This window comes from Brevibacterium ammoniilyticum, from assembly GCF_038429965.1.
In the GTDB taxonomy this organism is placed as follows: domain Bacteria; phylum Actinomycetota; class Actinomycetes; order Actinomycetales; family Brevibacteriaceae; genus Brevibacterium; species Brevibacterium ammoniilyticum.
Genome location: NZ_BAABNP010000012.1, coordinates 20,826 through 37,450, shown reverse-complemented (window position 1 = coordinate 37,450; position 16,625 = coordinate 20,826). Strand labels below are relative to the sequence as shown.

The 16,625-nt window shown below is 68.6% G+C and carries 15 protein-coding genes; 10 read left to right on the top strand and 5 right to left on the bottom strand.

Features of this window, described 5'->3' with window-relative positions; translation table 11 throughout:
* Positions 1-33: 33 nt before the first annotated feature.
* Entirely contained in the window at positions 34-810 is a 777-nt protein-coding gene (locus AAHA49_RS13820; protein ID WP_342038686.1) for a FadR/GntR family transcriptional regulator, read from the bottom strand.
* 113 nt (positions 811-923) lie between these two features.
* Here AAHA49_RS13820 and eat point away from each other — a divergent pair, with 113 nt between their 5' ends.
* The 6 genes from eat to AAHA49_RS13790 all read left to right on the top strand — a co-directional run bounded on the left by eat (position 924) and on the right by AAHA49_RS13790 (position 7,786).
* Positions 924-2,360 carry an ethanolamine permease gene (gene eat / locus AAHA49_RS13815; protein ID WP_339391130.1) on the top strand — a complete coding sequence of 479 codons (1,437 nt, stop codon included), beginning with the start codon at positions 924-926 and terminating at the stop codon, positions 2,358-2,360.
* 153 nt (positions 2,361-2,513) lie between these two features.
* A complete protein-coding gene (locus AAHA49_RS13810; RefSeq protein ID WP_342038744.1) occupies positions 2,514-3,872 on the top strand; it encodes a glutamine synthetase family protein in 1,359 nt (452 codons plus the stop codon).
* Positions 3,853-4,632, top strand: a complete 780-nt coding sequence (locus tag AAHA49_RS13805) for a gamma-glutamyl-gamma-aminobutyrate hydrolase family protein (RefSeq protein WP_342038685.1) — start codon at positions 3,853-3,855, stop codon at positions 4,630-4,632. The genes AAHA49_RS13810 and AAHA49_RS13805 overlap by 20 nt, the downstream gene beginning before the upstream one ends.
* 14 nt (positions 4,633-4,646) lie before the next feature.
* Positions 4,647-6,014 (top strand): aldehyde dehydrogenase family protein, encoded by a 1,368-nt coding sequence (locus AAHA49_RS13800; protein WP_342038743.1) that lies wholly within the window; start codon positions 4,647-4,649, stop codon positions 6,012-6,014.
* A gap of 140 nt (positions 6,015-6,154) precedes the next feature.
* Positions 6,155-6,931, top strand: coding sequence for a 3-oxoacyl-ACP reductase (locus tag AAHA49_RS13795; protein WP_342038684.1), 777 nt, complete (start codon positions 6,155-6,157; stop codon positions 6,929-6,931).
* A 120-nt stretch (positions 6,932-7,051) separates the two neighbouring features.
* Complete coding sequence (locus AAHA49_RS13790) at positions 7,052-7,786, top strand: type 1 glutamine amidotransferase (RefSeq protein WP_342038683.1); 735 nt, start codon at positions 7,052-7,054, stop codon at positions 7,784-7,786.
* A 53-nt stretch (positions 7,787-7,839) separates the two neighbouring features.
* Here the strand turns inward: AAHA49_RS13790 and AAHA49_RS13785 are convergent, their stop codons facing one another.
* The 4 genes from AAHA49_RS13785 to AAHA49_RS13770 all read right to left on the bottom strand — a co-directional run bounded on the left by AAHA49_RS13785 (position 7,840) and on the right by AAHA49_RS13770 (position 10,544).
* Positions 7,840-8,604 carry a hypothetical protein gene (locus tag AAHA49_RS13785; protein ID WP_342038682.1) on the bottom strand — a complete coding sequence of 255 codons (765 nt, stop codon included), beginning with the start codon at positions 8,602-8,604 and terminating at the stop codon, positions 7,840-7,842.
* On the bottom strand, positions 8,601-9,143 hold the full coding sequence (locus tag AAHA49_RS13780) for a DUF6114 domain-containing protein (protein ID WP_342038681.1): 543 nt from the start codon (positions 9,141-9,143) through the stop codon (positions 8,601-8,603). Before AAHA49_RS13780 ends, AAHA49_RS13785 begins: the two co-directional genes overlap by 4 nt.
* Complete coding sequence (locus AAHA49_RS13775; protein WP_342038680.1) at positions 9,143-9,748, bottom strand: DUF6230 family protein; 606 nt, start codon at positions 9,746-9,748, stop codon at positions 9,143-9,145. Before AAHA49_RS13775 ends, AAHA49_RS13780 begins: the two co-directional genes overlap by 1 nt.
* Before the next feature lie 154 nt (positions 9,749-9,902).
* On the bottom strand, positions 9,903-10,544 hold the full coding sequence (locus AAHA49_RS13770; protein WP_339391137.1) for a GntR family transcriptional regulator: 642 nt from the start codon (positions 10,542-10,544) through the stop codon (positions 9,903-9,905).
* A gap of 187 nt (positions 10,545-10,731) precedes the next feature.
* Here AAHA49_RS13770 and AAHA49_RS13765 point away from each other — a divergent pair, with 187 nt between their 5' ends.
* From AAHA49_RS13765 to AAHA49_RS13750, 4 genes are all read left to right on the top strand, one after another.
* Positions 10,732-11,766 (top strand): 1-aminocyclopropane-1-carboxylate deaminase, encoded by a 1,035-nt coding sequence (locus AAHA49_RS13765; RefSeq protein ID WP_339391138.1) that lies wholly within the window; start codon positions 10,732-10,734, stop codon positions 11,764-11,766.
* Positions 11,763-14,180, top strand: a complete 2,418-nt coding sequence (locus tag AAHA49_RS13760; protein WP_342038679.1) for a transketolase-like TK C-terminal-containing protein — start codon at positions 11,763-11,765, stop codon at positions 14,178-14,180. Before AAHA49_RS13765 ends, AAHA49_RS13760 begins: the two co-directional genes overlap by 4 nt.
* A 295-nt stretch (positions 14,181-14,475) precedes the next feature.
* Positions 14,476-15,870, top strand: a complete 1,395-nt coding sequence (locus tag AAHA49_RS13755; RefSeq protein WP_339391140.1) for an NAD-dependent succinate-semialdehyde dehydrogenase — start codon at positions 14,476-14,478, stop codon at positions 15,868-15,870.
* Positions 15,871-16,116: 246 nt separating this feature from the next.
* Positions 16,117-16,617, top strand: a complete 501-nt coding sequence (locus AAHA49_RS13750; protein WP_339391141.1) for a hypothetical protein — start codon at positions 16,117-16,119, stop codon at positions 16,615-16,617.
* Positions 16,618-16,625: the final 8 nt, after the last annotated feature.

Genomic DNA, 16,625 nt, shown 5'->3' with positions numbered 1-16,625 from the left:
GATGGAATGGTCTGCCAGATGGATGGGTCGGGCCTACTTCCCCTCGAGGAAACCGCGCAGCAGCTGCTCGGTGCCCTCGGCGTGCTGGGCGGCCAGGGTCGCCGCCGCCTCGGCGTCGTGATCGAGGATCGCTTCGACGAGGCGGGCGTGCTGCGCACACGAATGCTCGACATTGGTGTGGATGAACGGGATCCGATCGAGCAGCGCGTTGATCCGGTCGCGCGTCGTCGCCGCCGCCTGCGTGAGCGACGGGATCCCCGTGAGCTCGGCGATCGTGAGATGGAACCGCGCATCGAGGGCGCGGAACTGCTCGATGTCCTCGGCCGAGGACCCCAAGGGCATCCAGCACCGCTGCTCCGCGGCGACGAGCGTCTCCCGTTCGGCCTCGCTGAGATCCCTGCCGGCGACGATCCTGGCCGCCGCGGTCTCGAGGATGAGCCGGAACCGCACCGCATCATCGAGTTCGCCGAGGTCGATGCCCGCATCCGTGTCCGCGCTCGGCAGCGCTGTGACGACGGTGCCCCCGTACCGGCCGCGCCGGACGCTTACGACGCCGGCGATCTGCAGTTCGCTCAGCGCCTGCCGCAGAGTCGCCCGGGAGACGTTGATCTGCGCGGCGAGCTCGCGTTCGGGAGGCAGCTTGTCCCCGACGAGGTACTTGCCCAGCCGGATCGCCCGCAGCAGCTCGGCGATCGTGTGCTCGAAGACATTGCCCCCGCGCAGGCGAGGCGGACGACCCGCCGCCTCGGCGCCGGAACCTGTGTCCTCACGGCCGCTCTCACGGCTGCCGTCATCGTCGTTCCGATCCACGTCCACCTCCCCACACTAACCTCGGCGAACCCTTGACACCGTGATCTGGGTCATACTACATTCGACCTCAGCCAATGGTCTGATTGTGATCCATTGAACGTGATGGGGCGGATATGAGCAAGAACATCGAGTACGGCAACGTCGACGAGCACTATCTCGAGAAGCGGCAGCTGAAGAAGGGCGCGGCCGGGTGGATCCTGCTCGCCGGCCTCGGCGTCGCCTACGTCATCTCCGGGGACTTCTCCGGGTGGAACCTCGGCCTCGCGGAAGGCGGCTGGGGCGGCCTGCTCATCGCCTTCCTCCTCATGGGGCTCATGTACGTGTGCATGGTCTTCGGTCTGGCCGAACTCTCCTCGACCCTGCCGACGGCCGGCGCCGGATACGGCTTCGCCCGGCGCGCGCTCGGTCCGCTCGGCGGCTTCGCCACCGGCATGGCGATCCTCATCGAATACACGATGGCTCCGGCGGCGATCTCGACATTCATCGCCGGCTACGTCCAAGCGCTCGGCATCCTCCCCGAATCGGTGCCGACGTGGACGATCTACCTCGCCGCGTATGCGATCTTCGTCGGCATCCACCTGTGGGGCGTCGGCGAGGCGCTGCGCCTGATGTTCGTCATCACCGCGATCGCCGTCATCGCCCTCATCGTCTTCGTCGTCGCCGCCGTCGGCCACTTCGACGCGAGCAACCTCTTCGACATCGAACCGACAGCCGCCCTGGGGTCGAGCGCCTTCCTGCCCATGGGCATCAGCGGCCTGCTCGCCTCCCTCGTCTTCGGCATCTGGTTCTTCCTCGCAATCGAGGGCGTCCCCCTGGCCGCCGAAGAATCGGCCGACCCGAAGCGGGACATGCCGCGCGGCATCATCACGGCCATGGCCATCCTCGTCGTCTTCGGCGCCCTCATGCTCCTCCTCGTGCCCGGCATCGCCGGCGCCGCGGCCATGGGCGAATCCGACAACCCGCTGCCCGAGGCGCTGCGATACGTCTACGGTGACAACTCGTGGCTGGCGACCTTCGTCAACTGGGCGGGCCTGGCCGGGCTCATCGCGAGCTTCTTCTCGATCATCTTCGCCTACTCCCGCCAGCTCTTCGCGCTCTCCCGCGCCGGCTACCTGCCGAAGTGGCTGTCGCTGACCGGCAAGCGCAAGACCCCCGTGCTCGCGCTCATCGTCCCCGGCACGATCGGCTTCCTCATCGCCGTCCTCTCCGGCGGCAACGGCGGAGTCCTGCTCAACGTCGCGGTCTTCGGCGCCACCGTCTCCTACGTCCTGCTCAACCTCTCCCACATCCGCCTGCGCTTCAAGGAGCCCGACCTCCCGCGCGGCTACCGCACCCCCGGCGGTGTGGTGACCACGGGCATCGCCCTCGTCCTCGCCTCGGTGGCGGTCGTCGCGACGTTCTTCGTCGACATCCTCGCCGCCGCGATCGCCGCCGGCGTCTTCCTCATCGCACTCGCCTACTTCTGGTTCTACTCCCGCCACCACCTCGTCGCGAGCGCCCCCGAAGAGGAGTTCGCCCAGATCGAGGCCGCCGAGAGCGAACTCAAATAGCCCGGCAGGCCAGCCCACCCGCCGACTCGCACAGACTCACACCGACCCACACTGACTCACACCGACGCACTCAACCTGACGAGAACAGAGGTACCACCCATGGCAGATCTCACCACCGGCACGGCCGCACCGCAGCGGACGACCCGCGGGTCGATGCAGGCGAAGCCGCTCACCCTCGACGAACTCCGGCGGCTGACCGAGGAGGGCACGATCGACACCGTCGTCGTCGCCGTCACCGACGCGCAGGGCCGGCTGCAGGGCAAACGGCTGGGCGCGCAGTTCTTCCTCGATGACGTCGCCGGACACGGCTCCGAGGCGTGCAACTACCTGCTCGCCGTCGACGTCGACATGAACACCGTCGACGGCTACGAGATGTCCTCGTGGGAGACCGGGTACGGCGACATGGTCATGGAGCCCGACCTCGCGACCCTGCGCCTCATCCCGTGGCAGCCGGGCACGGCCATGGTCAACTGCGACCTCACGTGGACGAACGGGGACTCGGTCACCGCCTCCCCACGACAGATTCTCAAGAGGCAGCTCGACCGCCTCGCCGAGGCGGGGATGAGCGCCCACGTCGGCACCGAACTCGAGTTCATCACCTTCGACACGAGCTACGAGGAGGCCTTCGACTCCCGGTACCAGGGGATGACCCCGGCGAACCAGTACAACGTCGACTACTCCCTCCTCGGCACCGCCCGCGTCGAACCCCTGCTGCGCGACATCCGCAACTCGATGGCCGGGGCCGGACTCTACGTCGAGGGCGCGAAGGGCGAATGCAACTTCGGCCAGCATGAGATCACCTTCCGCTACCAGCAGGCGCTCAAGGCCTGCGACGACCACGCGGTGTACAAGAACGGCGCGAAGGAGATCGCCGCCCAGCACGGCAAGTCGATCACCTTCATGGCCAAGTACGACCAGAAGGAGGGATCGTCGTGTCACATCCATCTGAGCTTCCGGTCCGCCGACGGCGACATGGTCATGGCCGGTGACGGCGAGCACGGCTTCTCCCCGCTCATGGAGCACTTCATCGCCGGCCAGCTCGCCTGCATCGAGGACTTCACGTACTTCTTCGCCCCGAACATCAACTCCTACAAGCGCTTCGTCGAGGGCTCCTTCGCCCCCACCGCCGTGGCCTGGGGCTTCGACAACCGCACGTGCGCGTTCCGCGTCGTCGGAAACGGCCCCTCCCTGCGCGTCGAATGCCGGGTGGGCGGTGCCGACCTCAACCCGTACCTCGCCGCGGCCGCCCTCATCGCCGCGGGCCTCCACGGGATCGAGAACGAGCTCGAGCTGCCTCCCATCACCGAAGGCAATGCGTACACGACCGGGGCGAAGCGTCTGCCGACGACGCTCACCGGGGCCCGCGACCTGCTCGAGGGCTCGGCGATCGCCAAGGAGGCGTTCGGTGAGGACGTCGTACGCCACTACGTCCACGCCGCTGACATCGAACTCGACGCCTACAATGCGACCGTGACCGACTGGGAGAGGATCCGTGGCTTCGAACGACTCTGACCCCACTCCCGTCATCGGGATCACCTCGTACCTGCAGCAGGCCCAGTGGGGTGTCTGGGACGCCGAGGCGGCCCTCATCCCCGCCGACTACGTCCGCATGGTCGCAGGCTGCGGGGCGATCCCCGTCCTCCTGCCCCCGCACGGGCAGACGCCGGCGGTCCTCGACCGGATCGACGGGCTCCTCATCGCCGGAGGAGCCGATATCGCCGCCGAGGCGTACGGTGAGATCGCGCACGAGCGCACCGGATCCCAGCCCTACCGGGACGCCTCGGAGTTCATGCTGCTCGCAGGTGCCCGGGAGCGCGGACTGCCGGTGCTCGGGATCTGCCGCGGCCTCCAGGTCATCAACGTCGCCGCCGGCGGCAGCCTCATCCAGCACCTGCCCGAGGTCGTCGGCCACACCGACTACCAGCCGAGCCCCGGCGTCTACGGCGAGGTCGAGGTGACCACCGAGCCCGGCAGCCTCGCCCGCGAGGTCCTCGGGGAGGCGACCACGGCACCCTGCTATCACCATCAGGCGGTCGACCGCCTCGGCGAGGGACTCACCGTCACCGCGCGCAGCGCCGACGGACTCATCGAAGCGATCGAACAGGATTCCTCCCCGGCCGGCGCTGCGGGGGAGAATGGATGGCTGCTGGCGGTGCAGTGGCATCCCGAGCACAACCCCGACGATGCGCGCGTCGTCGCCGCCCTCGTCGCGGCGGCGGGGGACCGTCTCGCGGGGACGGGGCAGCGCCTCGGCGAGGAGATCACAACGTGAAGGAGAGCACCGAATTGAGCACGTACACCGTCGTCAACCCGGCCACGGAGGTCTCGATCGCCGAGGTGGAGCTCGCGGATCTCGCGGCCACCGACCGGGCGATCGCGCGGGCCGCAGAGGCCTATGAGACCTGGCGGCACGTCGCCCCCGGCGACCGGGCCAGGCTGCTGCGGCGCTTCGCGGACGCCGTCGACGACGCGATCGACGAACTCGCTGCCCTCGAGGTCGCCAACGCCGGGCACACGATCTCGAACGCGACGTGGGAGGCGGGCAACGTCCGCGACGTCATCGAGTACTTCGCGGCGATGCCCGAACGCCTCTTCGGCCGGCAGATCCCCGTCGACGGGGGCGTGAACATCACGTTCGCCGAACCGCTCGGGGTCGTCGGGGTCATCGTGCCGTGGAACTTCCCGATGCCGATCGCCTCATGGGGGTTCGCGCCCGCGCTCGCCGCCGGCAACACCGTCGTCCTCAAGCCCGCGGAGATCACCCCGCTCACGGCGATCCGGATCGGCGAACTCGCCCGTGAGGCCGGCATCCCCGAGGGTGTGCTCACGGTCATCCCCGGCAAGGGCTCGGTCGTCGGAGAGCGCTTCGTCACCCACCCGGCGGTGCGGAAGGTCGTCTTCACCGGCTCGACCGAGGTGGGCAAGCGGATCATGGCCGGGTGTGCGGCGCAGGTGAAGAACCTCACCCTCGAACTCGGGGGCAAGAACTCGAACATCGTCTTCGACGACGCCGACATCGCCGCGGCCGCGGCCGCAGCCCCCGGCGGGGTCTTCGACAACTCGGGTCAGGACTGCTGTTCGCGTTCCCGTCTGCTCGTCCAGCGCGGCGTCTACGACGATTTCATGGCGGCCCTCGAGACCGCTGTCGGGGACTTCGCGGCCGCGGATCCGACCCTGCCGGACACGGCGATGGGCCCGCTCGTCACCGCCGCCCACCGGGACAAGGTCGCCGCCTACGTCGATGCCGGCGAGGTCGCATTCACGGGTTCGGCGCCGGAGGGGCCCGGCTTCTGGTTCCCGCCGACCGTGCTCACCCCGGCCTCGACGTCGACCGCTGACTTCACCGAGGAGATCTTCGGGCCCGTGCTCTCGGTCGTGCCCTTCGACACCGAGGCCGATGCCCTGCGGATCGCCAACGACACCGAGTACGGGCTCTCCGGTTCGATCTGGACGAACAGCCTCGACCGGGCGATGCGGGTCTCCCGCGGTGTCGAGGCCGGCAACCTCTCGGTCAACTCGCACGCCTCGGTCCGGTACTGGACGCCCTTCGGCGGGTTCAAGCAGTCGGGCCTCGGCCGGGAGCTCGGACCCGACGCGGTCGCGAGCTTCACCGAGACGAAGAACGTCTTCTTCGCGACCCGGCCGGCGGACTGAGACCAGCCCCTGCGGACGGCGCCCGGCCTCGGCGGACTGTCTCCGGCCTCGGCGGGGCCGGCCCACCAGCACTGACACTTCATCACCACTGACTCTGCACCACCACTGACACTGCACCACATCGGAACTCAAGGAGAACCATGACCACTGCGGCAACTCGACTCAAGGACAAGGTCTGCGTCATCACCGGGGGCGCCTCCGGACTCGGCCTGGCCAGCGCGCGGCGGCTCGTCGAGGAGGGGGCGAAGGTCGTCATCGCCGACCTCGACGAGGTCCGCGGGCAGGAGATCGCCGAGGAGCTCGGCGGACTGTTCGTGCGCACGAACGTCGCCGAGGAGGAGGACGTGAAGAACCTCTTCGCGACCACCGTCGAGCACTTCGGGCGCGTCGACGTCGCCTTCAACAACGCCGGCATCAACCCCACCGACGACAATTCGATCCTCACCACCGACCTCGCGGCCTGGCAGAAGGTGCAGACGGTCAACCTCACCTCGGTGTTCCTCTGCTGCAAGTACGCGCTCACGCACATGGTCGCCCAGGGGTCGGGTTCGATCATCAACACGGCCTCGTTCGTCGCGCTCATGGGGGCCGCGACCTCGCAGATCTCGTACTCGGCCTCGAAGGGCGGGGTGCTCTCGATGAGCCGCGAGCTCGGGGTGCAGTTCGCGAAGGAGGGCATCCGCGTCAACGCCCTGTGCCCGGGACCGGTGAACACGCCGTTGCTGCGTGACCTCTTCGCCGCCGACCCCGTCCAGGCGCAGCGCCGCCTCGTCCACGTACCCGGCGGTCGCTTCGGCGAGCCGGAGGAGATCGCCGCAGCCGTGGCCTTCCTCGCCAGCGACGACTCGACGTTCGTCAACGCCTCGGCATTCACCGTCGACGGCGGCATCACCTCGGCGTACGTCACCGCGGAATGACAGTGTCGGGGCCCTCGTTTGGGCCGCAGCGCGGATTGTGGGTGGTGCACGGCCCACAATCCGCGCTGCGGCCCAAACGAGTGGGTACCGGCGCAGAGGTCGAGTGAGGAGAATGGCGGGATGAAGATCCTCGTGGTCGAACATGAGCGGGGCACAGGTCCCGAACGCTTCGGGCAGTGGCTCGAGGAGGCCGGCGCCGAGGTGGTCGTCGTCCGTCCGTACCTCGGCGAGGCGATCCCGGTGGCTGAGTCCGGGTTGCTCGGCGAGTACGCTGCCCTCCTCGTCCTCGGCGGTGCCGCCGGTCCCCTCGAGGACGCCGCGAACCCGTGGTTTCCGCAGGTGAGGGACCTGCTGGCGCGTTCGGCCGGTGGTGAGTTCCCGAGCTTCAACATCTGCCTCGGCGGGGAGCTGCTCGCCGCGGCTGCCGATGCGCCGATCACTCGGCGGGAGCGCCCGCAGATCGGGATCTACGATCTGGCCACCACCTCGGCGGGGGATGCGGATCCGGTCTTCGCAGCCCTGTCGGGGACGACGATTCCCGCGGTGCTCTTCCATCAGGAGGAGATGGCGCTGCCCGAGGGCGCGGAGCTGCTCGTCACCGGGTCGGACGCGCCCGTGCAGGGATTCCGAGTCGGGGAGTTCGCGTGGGGCACGCAGTTCCACCCGGAGACGGATGCCGCGCAGATCCGACGGTGGTTGGGCTCGGCGTCGCTCACTCTGCCGGAGGGGAAGACGCGGGAATCGATCGCCGAGGAGCTGCGCGAGGCCGATACCGAGCTCGTGCGTGTGGGGCGAGTGCTCGCCGACAGCTTCGTCGACTATCTGCGCACACGGGAGAGCCGCATCGCGGGGTGAGGGCGATGCGGCTCTGCCAGGGCGAGCGTCCCGGCTGACTGCCGTGCGGCCGGCTAGGGTGCGACGATCTTCTGGTCGGTGTTGCTGTAGGTGATCGAATCGGCCATCGAGCCGACGAGACCCATCGTCACCCGCACCAGTCCCGGTTCGACGTCGTCGAGCGGCGGCGGGGTGTCGGTGCCCAGCGTCAGGGACTTGCCGCCCTTCGTCGTGGCCGTGATCGACCCCAGGTAGACGCTGACGTGGCCCTTGAGCGTCATCTCATCGGCCTTCGTCACGAGCCCCGGCTCACCCGGCGGGCGCACGGTGAGCGAGAACCCGGAGATCGTGATCGACTCCGCGGTGATCTTCAGCGTACGGATCGACCCGCCGTCGGCAGTGGGCACATCGACGATGGAGACCCCGCTCAGACCGGTGAACGACAGTGCCTTCGAACCCATCGCGGCCGGGGTCTTCGCGAAGACCGGGGCGTCGTCATCCTGCTTGGCCTCGACCGGAGCGGTCGGGGACTCGGTGGGTGATGGTGGGTTGGTGGTGCCTGGCGGGTCGGTGGCTTCTGGTGGGTCCGTCGGTGACTCCGAGGGTGTGCCGATGCCCGGTGACTCGGTGCCCGGTGACGCTGGACCCGTGGTCGGATCGGTGGTCGGTCTGCCGAGACCGGGACCGGACGCCGAGAGCCGTTGGCACTGGGCCTGCGGAGTGCAGGGTGATCCCCCCGTCGCCTCGGTGTCCTCGGCGGCGACTGCCGTCGATGCGCCCAGCGCCATCGGACCCGAGAGCGCGAGAGCCGCGAGGAGCGCCGCCGCGCGGGCCCTCATGCAGTCTCCGCGTCGTTCGACGACACCGTCTCTGCTGCCGATTCAGCCCTGACTGCCGGCCCGGCCTTGGCTGCCGACTCTGCCGATGTTCGCCTGCGCCGTCGTTCGGACCGGGACTCGCGCGGTCCCATCCACGCGACGACGAGCACGGCGCCGACGCTCGCGAGCAGCATGCCGAGGACGAACCCGCCGAGGTTGACCCCGATGAGCGAATAGACGGCGATGATGAGCGCGAGGATCCCGTAGAACACATGATGGACGGGCATTGCGATCGCGAGCACGCCGAGGAGGACGAGGGCGATCGGGATGACCGTCGCCTGCAGTCCTTCGATGCCGAACTGGACCTGGATCCTCCCCGTGTCGAGCTGACCGGAGAAGAAGAGCTCGATCCCGCCGAGGACGACGAGCAGCCCGCCGATGAACGGCCGTTGCCGACGCCACAGCCGGAAGCGGGCGGTGCGCCCTTTTTGCTCGGCTCGCTCAGTGCGCGCGTTTCGCTCGGCTCCGTGGCGGCTGCGTCGTGTCTGTGCACTCACCATCAGAAGCACGTCTTCGAGCCGTCGGTGAGCTCGAGCTTCATGCCCTTGAGGGTGAAGACCGAGGCCTGGGTGCTCCACGCCGTCTGCTCGAGACCCTTGATCGAGATCGTGTCGGAGTCCTGCGCGAAGTCACCCGCCGTGCCCTTGGCCTTCGTGTTGACGTCGGAGGCATCGACGCCGATGCGGATGTTCGTGAACTCGGCGTCGCCCTTGAGCCCGGTCATCCCGATCTGCAGGTCGCTGGCCGTGGCCGGTTCGCCGTCGCCGCCGGCGGTGATGAGCACGCCGACCTTGCCGAGCGGGGTGTTCGTCACCGCCGACTGGCAGAGATCATTGAGCTCGGCGCTCTTGATGTTGGCGATCGCGACAGTGTGCTTGCCCTTCTCGGAGTCCTCGGCGACACCGCCGTACTGGGAGAACCCGGTGCCCTCGAGCTGCGAGGCGCTGATCTGGAACTGACTTCCCGAGACCGAGAACGAGACCGGCACCGCGCCCTGCGCGACACCGCCCATCAGACCGGCGGAGACGATGCCGGCGGGAATCGCGACGAGGGCGATCCGACCGGCATACGACGAGGTGAGCGAGCGGAACTTGGGGAACTTCATCGATCCTCTTCCCGACGCCGACATCTGTGTCAGCGCCTCAAATGTGACGTAAGTTACTACGGGGTGTTACTGCCGAGTATATCGATCGACCTTTCAGCGTCAACACCTCTCGCCTTGTCGGTATGCGGGCGTCGGATGGGGGCTGCCCCTGCCCTCACCCCTCGAGGACGGACCAGTTCTCCCTGGTCAGGTCGACGGCGCGGTCGTGGTCGCCGGCACGGATCGCGGCGAGGATCTCGACGTGCTGTTCGGGGGAGGCCGAACCCTTCTCCGAATCGAAGTGCAGGTATTCGGCGCGGCGCAGGGTCGCGGTGACGACCTCGAGGTGGTCAAGAATGAGCGGATTGCCGCTGCGGGTGAGTGCCACTGCGTGGAAGTCGTCGTCGGCGGTGATGGCCGCTTCGCTGTCGGATGCCACGAGCGCCGCCTGCAGCCGCTCGTTCGCCTCCTCCATCTCGTTCAGGTCATCGGCATCGAGGTGGGGGAGGGCCAGCCTCATCCCCAGGGCGTGGAGTTCGGCCGCGATCTGGCGGGCATTGATGATCGCGGCGGGGTTCTCAGGTGCGACGCGGGTCATTTTCCCCGGCTCGGCGACGACGAGGCCGGCCTGGGCGAGGCGCTGGAGGGCCTCGCGCACGGGGGTCCGGGAGACCCGCAGCCACGCCCCGAGCTCCTGATCGCGCAGCTGCTCTCCCGGCGCCAGCTGACCGCGGATGATCGCATCACGGATCGACCGGTAGACGTCGTCGCGGAGCAGCGTCCGGTGCGGGATCGGTGACGCCTGAGGTATCGGCACGGCTGCTCTCCCTGTCTGTGCGGTGACGGCTCGGCGACCAGCCCCCGTGAATCCTGGAATGTGGGATGGCCGGTCGGTCCCCATTGTAGCGAGCACCAGAATGCAATATATTGCATATCGTGAGGTGGGTCTCAACGAGGAGACCCATCCACCTCCGCTCCAGCACCGCCCCAGAGACGAGGACGCCATGGCCATCACCGACTTCGAGCGCTGCCCCCTGACCTTCGGCCCGAGCCCCGTTCACGAGCTGCGCCGACTGAGCGACCACCTCGGCGGGGCCAGGGTCTGGGCGAAACGGGAGGACGTCAACTCCGGCCTCGCGTTCGGCGGGAACAAGACCCGCAAACTCGAGTACATCGTCCCCGACATCCTCGCCTCCGGCGCGGACACGCTCGTCTCGATCGGCGGCTACCAGTCCAACCACACCCGCCAGGTCGCCGCCGTCGCCGCCCACCTCGGACTGGGCTGCCGCCTCGTCCAGGAGCGCTGGGTCGATTGGGACGACCCCGCGGCCGAGACGCTGGGCAACATCGAACTCTCCCGCATCATGGGCGCCGACGTCCGCCTCGACGACTCCGGCTTCGACATCGGCATCCGCGACAGCTGGACCGAGGCGATCGCCGAGGTGGAGGCCGCCGGCGGTCGCCCCTACCCGATCCCGGCGGGCGCCTCCGAACACCCGCTCGGCGGACTGGGGTTCGCCAACTGGGCGTACGAGGTCGCCCAACAGGAGACCGAGCTCGGGGTCTTCTTCGACACGATCGTCGTCTGCACCGTCACCGGGTCGACGCATGCCGGCATGATCGCGGGCTTCGCCGCCCTCGAAGACGCCGGGGGTCGCCCGCGTCGGATCATCGGCATCGACGCCTCGGCGACGGTGGAGAAGACCCGCGATCAGGTCACCCGGATCGCGAAGAGCACCGCCGAGCTCATCGGTCTCGGCCGGGAGATCAGCCCGCACGAGGTCGACATCCGCTCCGGCTGGGAGGGCCCGGCCTACGGCATCCCCGACGCATCGACCATCTCCGCCATCCGCACGACCGCCGAACTCGAAGGCGTCATCGTCGACCCCGTCTATGAAGGCAAGTCGATGGCCGGACTCATCGATCTCGTCTCCACGGGGGCGATCGCGCCGGATTCGACGGTCCTCTACGCCCACCTCGGCGGGCAGCTCGCCCTCAACGCCTACTCATCGATCTTCACCGACGGGAGCCCCACATGACCGCACACAGCCAGCACACCGACGACGAACTCCACCAGTTCGAAACGTCGATGCAGGTGAGCCCGCCCGGAACGAATGACCGGCCGCTGACCGCCTCGGCGTCGGGCGAAGACGAGATCCTCGACGAGATCGCCCAGCGCGTGCTCTGGCTCGCGACCTCGATCATCGACCGCGCCAACCGGGGTCGGGCGAACACCGACGGGGTCAAGGTCGGCGGCCATCAGGCCTCCTCGGCGTCGATGGCCGGCATCATGACCGCGCTCTGGTTCACGACCCTGCGCTCGACCGACCGGGTCTCGGTCAAACCGCACGCCTCCCCGGTCCTCCACGCGATCAACTACCTCCTCGGCGACCTCGACGTCTCCTACCTCGACACCCTGCGCTCCCGCGGCGGCCTCCAGCCCTACCCGTCGCGGACGAAGGACCCCGACACCGTCGACTTCTCGACGGGATCCGTCGGCATCGGCGCGACCGCCCCCATCTGGGCCGCCCTGTCCCACCGCTACGTCTCCGACCGCTTCCCCGACACCCCGTCCGCCGGCCGCTTCTACTCCCTCCTCGGCGACGCGGAGATGGACGAAGGCGCGGTGTGGGAGGCGATCATCGACCCCGAGGTCCGCGCCCTCGGAGAGGTCACCTGGATCGTCGACCTCAACCGCCAGTCCCTCGACCGCGTCATCCCCGACGTCCAGATCCAACGCCTCCAGGGCATGTTCTCCGCCGCCGGCTGGCAGGTCCTGACCTGCCCGTGGGGACGCAGGCTCGAGGCCGTCTTCGCAGGTGAGGGCGGTCAGGCGCTCAAGGACCGACTCGTGTCCATGCCCAATCCCGAATACCAGCGGCTCCTGCGCGCCCACCCCACCGAGGTCCACGACCGACTGCTCTCCGGCCTCGCCGAGGTCGACGCCGCCTCCCTGCGCACCGTCATCGACCGGTTCGACCCCGATGCGCTCGCCTCCCTCATCCGCGACCTCGGCGGTCACGACCTCGGGCAGCTCGTCGACACCTTCGACCAGATCGACGACACCCGGCCCACCGTCGTCTTCGCCTACACGATCAAGGGCCGAGGGCTGGCCACGGAAGGCCACCCGGGCAACCACGCCGCCCAGCTCACCGAGGCGCAGATGCGCGACCTCGCGGCCGCCTCGGGTATGGAGCTGGAGAACCCGTGGGTCGCCTTCGACCCGGACACCCCGGCCGGTCGACTGTGCGCGGAGACCGCGGACCGGCTCCGGCGGGAGCCGTTGACCACCCATGCCGTCGCCGAGGTGCCGGCCGAGCTCGGCTTCACCCCGAAGTCCGTGGTCTCGACGCAGGCGGCCCTCGGCCGGTTCCTCTCCGACCTCAAGCACGTCGCCCCGGAGGTCGCCCGCCGAGTCGTCACGGTCTCACCCGACGTCGCGACGTCGACGAACCTCGGCGGCTGGATCAACAAGACCGGCGTGTGGTCCCCGGCCGGACGCGAGGACTGGTTCTCCGACGACCGCGAACGGGTCCTCAAATGGCACGAGGGCGCAGGCGGCCAGCACATCGAGATGGGCATCGCCGAGGTCAACCTCGTCTCGCTCGCCTGCGAACTCGGGGCGACGGGATCCCGGTGGGGGCAGCCGCTGCTGCCGATCGCGACGATCTACGACCCCTTCATCAACCGGGCGCTCGAACCGTGGACCTTCGGCCTCTACGCGGGCGGGCGCTCGATCATGGTCGGCACGCCCTCGGGAGTGACGCTCGCCCCCGAAGGCGGGGCGCACCAGTCGTTCAACACGCCCTCGGTCACCCTCGAGATCCCGCGGCTGACCAGCTGGGAGCCGGCCTTCGCACAGGACCTCGAATGGACGCTGCTCGAGGCGCTGTCCGAGCTCGCCGACCCCGACGGCGACTCCGCGTACTTCCGGCTGACGACGCGGCCCGTGGCACAGGAGCTCGCTGCGGTGCCCGAGGATGCGCTGCTGCGCGAGCGCCGGCGCCGCCAGGTCGTCGCCGGCGGCTACCGGCTCAGCTCGCACCCAGCTGACGCGGACGAGGTCACGCTCGTCGGCGTCGGCGCGATGATGACCGAGGTTCTCGAGGCGGCAGGGCGCCTGACCGGCCTCGGCGTGCGCGCCGGGGTCGTGTGCCTGACCTCGCCGTCGAAGATCTTCCGGGCGGTGCAGGAGCGGACGAAGGTGAGCCCGAGCCCGCGGTCGGCGATCGCCGAGGAGCTCTTCCCCGCAGCCCACCCGACCCCGCTGGTGACCGTCCTCGACGGCCACCCGCACACGCTGTCGTTCCTCGCCGGCATCCGCGGGGACCGCACGCGCAACCTCGGCGTCAGCGACTTCGGGCAGGCCTCCTCGGTGGCCGAGGCCTACGAGATCCACGGCATCGACGCCGTCTCGATCACCTCGCACGCCCTCGACCTGCTCGGACGGTGAGGATCGGGTCCGCCGAGGTGGTGAGGCCGCCTCGGCGAGTCCTGCCGAAACCGTGACATCCGTAGTGCCCGCTTGCGGATTCCGTCGTTTGCGTGACGGAATCCGCACCACCTCGGCGGGGTCGTCAGAGTGCTCGGAGCGCTGATGATACCCCCAGGTTCCGCCACTTGTTGCTCAGGTCACGTGTTGATAGCGTGAGGGACAGGCATACGCGATCCGTCGATTCCGACGGCGTCGCAGTAGGCATTCGCTTCCCTGGAACCACCCAGGGTGCCACGAGTCAAAGGAGTCTGGAATGAGCAGTTCAGTCAGCGCCGCGACCGGCTACCGGGTCGAGAATCCGGCCACGGGCGAGATCGTCGAACGGTTCGACACCGCGACCGACGAGCAGATCGGCCAGGTCATCGACGAGGCACAGGCTGCTTACCTCAAGTGGCGTGAGAAGACCATCGAAGAGCGCGCGGCGATCGTCAACAAGGTCGCCGACCTCTTCGGCGAGCGCAAGGAAGAGCTCGCGAAGATCATCGCCGAGGAGATGGGCAAGCCCGTCCCCGAAGGCATCGAGGAAGCCGAGTTCAGCGAGGCGATCTTCAACTACTACGCCGACAACGGACCCGAGTTCTCCAAGGACGAGGAGATCAAGTCCTTCTCCGGCGGCAAGGCGTACATCCAGCGTCGTCCGGTCGGCGTGCTGCTGGGCATCATGCCGTGGAACTTCCCGTACTACCAGGTCGCGCGCTTCGCGGCCCCGAACCTCGTGCTCGGCAACACGATCATCCTCAAGCACGCTGAGATCTGCCCGCGGTCGGCGGCCGCGATCCAGCAGATCATGGACGATGCGGGTGTGCCCAAGGGCGTCTACACGAACGTCTACGCCTCGCACGACCAGGTCGAGACGATCATCGCCGATCGGCGCACGCAGGGTGTGTCCCTGACCGGGTCCGAGCGTGCGGGCTCGATCGTCGGCGCGCTCGCCGGCAAGTACCTCAAGAAGGCCGTCCTCGAGCTCGGCGGATCCGACCCGTACATCATCCTCGACACGGACAACCTCGACGAGGCCGTCGACACCGCGTGGGGCACGCGCCTGTACAACACCGGCCAGGTCTGCAACGCGAACAAGCGCATGATCGTCATGGACGACATCTACGACGACTTCGTCGCAGGACTGACCGAGCGTGCGCAGAGCTCGCAGAAGTCGAACCCGTCCGATCCGGTCGAGGGCGGATACTCGCCGCTGTCCTCGCGCGCCGCCGCGGAGAACCTGCGCAAGCAGCTCGACCGCGCCGTCGAGCAGGGTGCGACCCTCGTCGGCGGTGAGCTCGCCGATGACGGTTCGGCCTACATCTCCCCGGCCGTGCTCACGAACGTGACCGACCAGATGGACGCCTACCGTGAGGAGCTCTTCGGACCCGTCGCGACCGTCTACAAGGTCACCAACGACGACGACGCCCTCGAGCTCGCCAACGATACGGACTTCGGACTCGGCGGCGCCGTGTTCTCGAAGGACGAGGAGCGCGCTGCGAAGATCGCCCAGCGCCTCGATGTCGGCATGTCGAACGTCAACACCCCTGCCGGTGAGGGCGCGGAGATCCCGTTCGGCGGCACCAAGCGCTCGGGCTTCGGCCGCGAGCTCGGCCCCTACGGCATGGACGAGTTCGTCAACAAGCGCATGTACTACGTCGCCGAGTGATCGGATCCGCGTGAGCGGGTTCGGCTCGGACGGCTGATCGGGTTGGGCTCGGTCAGCTGACCGGATTCGGATCGGTCGCGTGAGAGCGGGCGTCGTGTCCGGGGCGGGAGTTCCTCCCCTCCGGGCACGGCGCCCGTTCCGTGTCTGCGCTCGGTGGTGCGAGCGCTCCCCGTAGCGAGCAGCTCCCCGCCCGCGGATCCACCGCTGTCAATTGACCGGTCATCTCGACCCTTTAGACTTCCGACTATGAGTGACGAGTGGACATCTCAGTGGCACATCACGGGCAAGGGCAAAGTCATCCGGCAGTGGTCGAAGGGTGAGGATCCGGGGGAGCGGATCTACCGCGAACTCCCCACCACCCGCCGCCCGAAACTCTCCGATTTCGACGTCCTCGACGAGGAGATCGGCCGCTTCGACGCGGTGTGGAGCCGCATCACGCTCGTCCTCGTGTGGCTCGGCGCGCTGGCGATCCTCGGCGCCGCCCTCGGCCTCTTCGGCCTGCCGATGTACGGCGTCGCGAACTCCGTGTCCCTGGCCGTGGGCGTCACCTCGGTCGTCATCATCGTCCTCATCCCCATCGTCGCGATCTTCATCATGCGCTCCCTGCGCACCCGCGTTTCACGGCTCTACGCCGAGGCCGGCCTGACCGACCCGATGGGCGTCGTCCTCCCCATCGCCGAAGCCGAGGTCATCGTCGCCGACCCGAATACCCTCACGAGCAGCCCCGTCCCGGCCAAAGCCCCCTGACCTGGGTC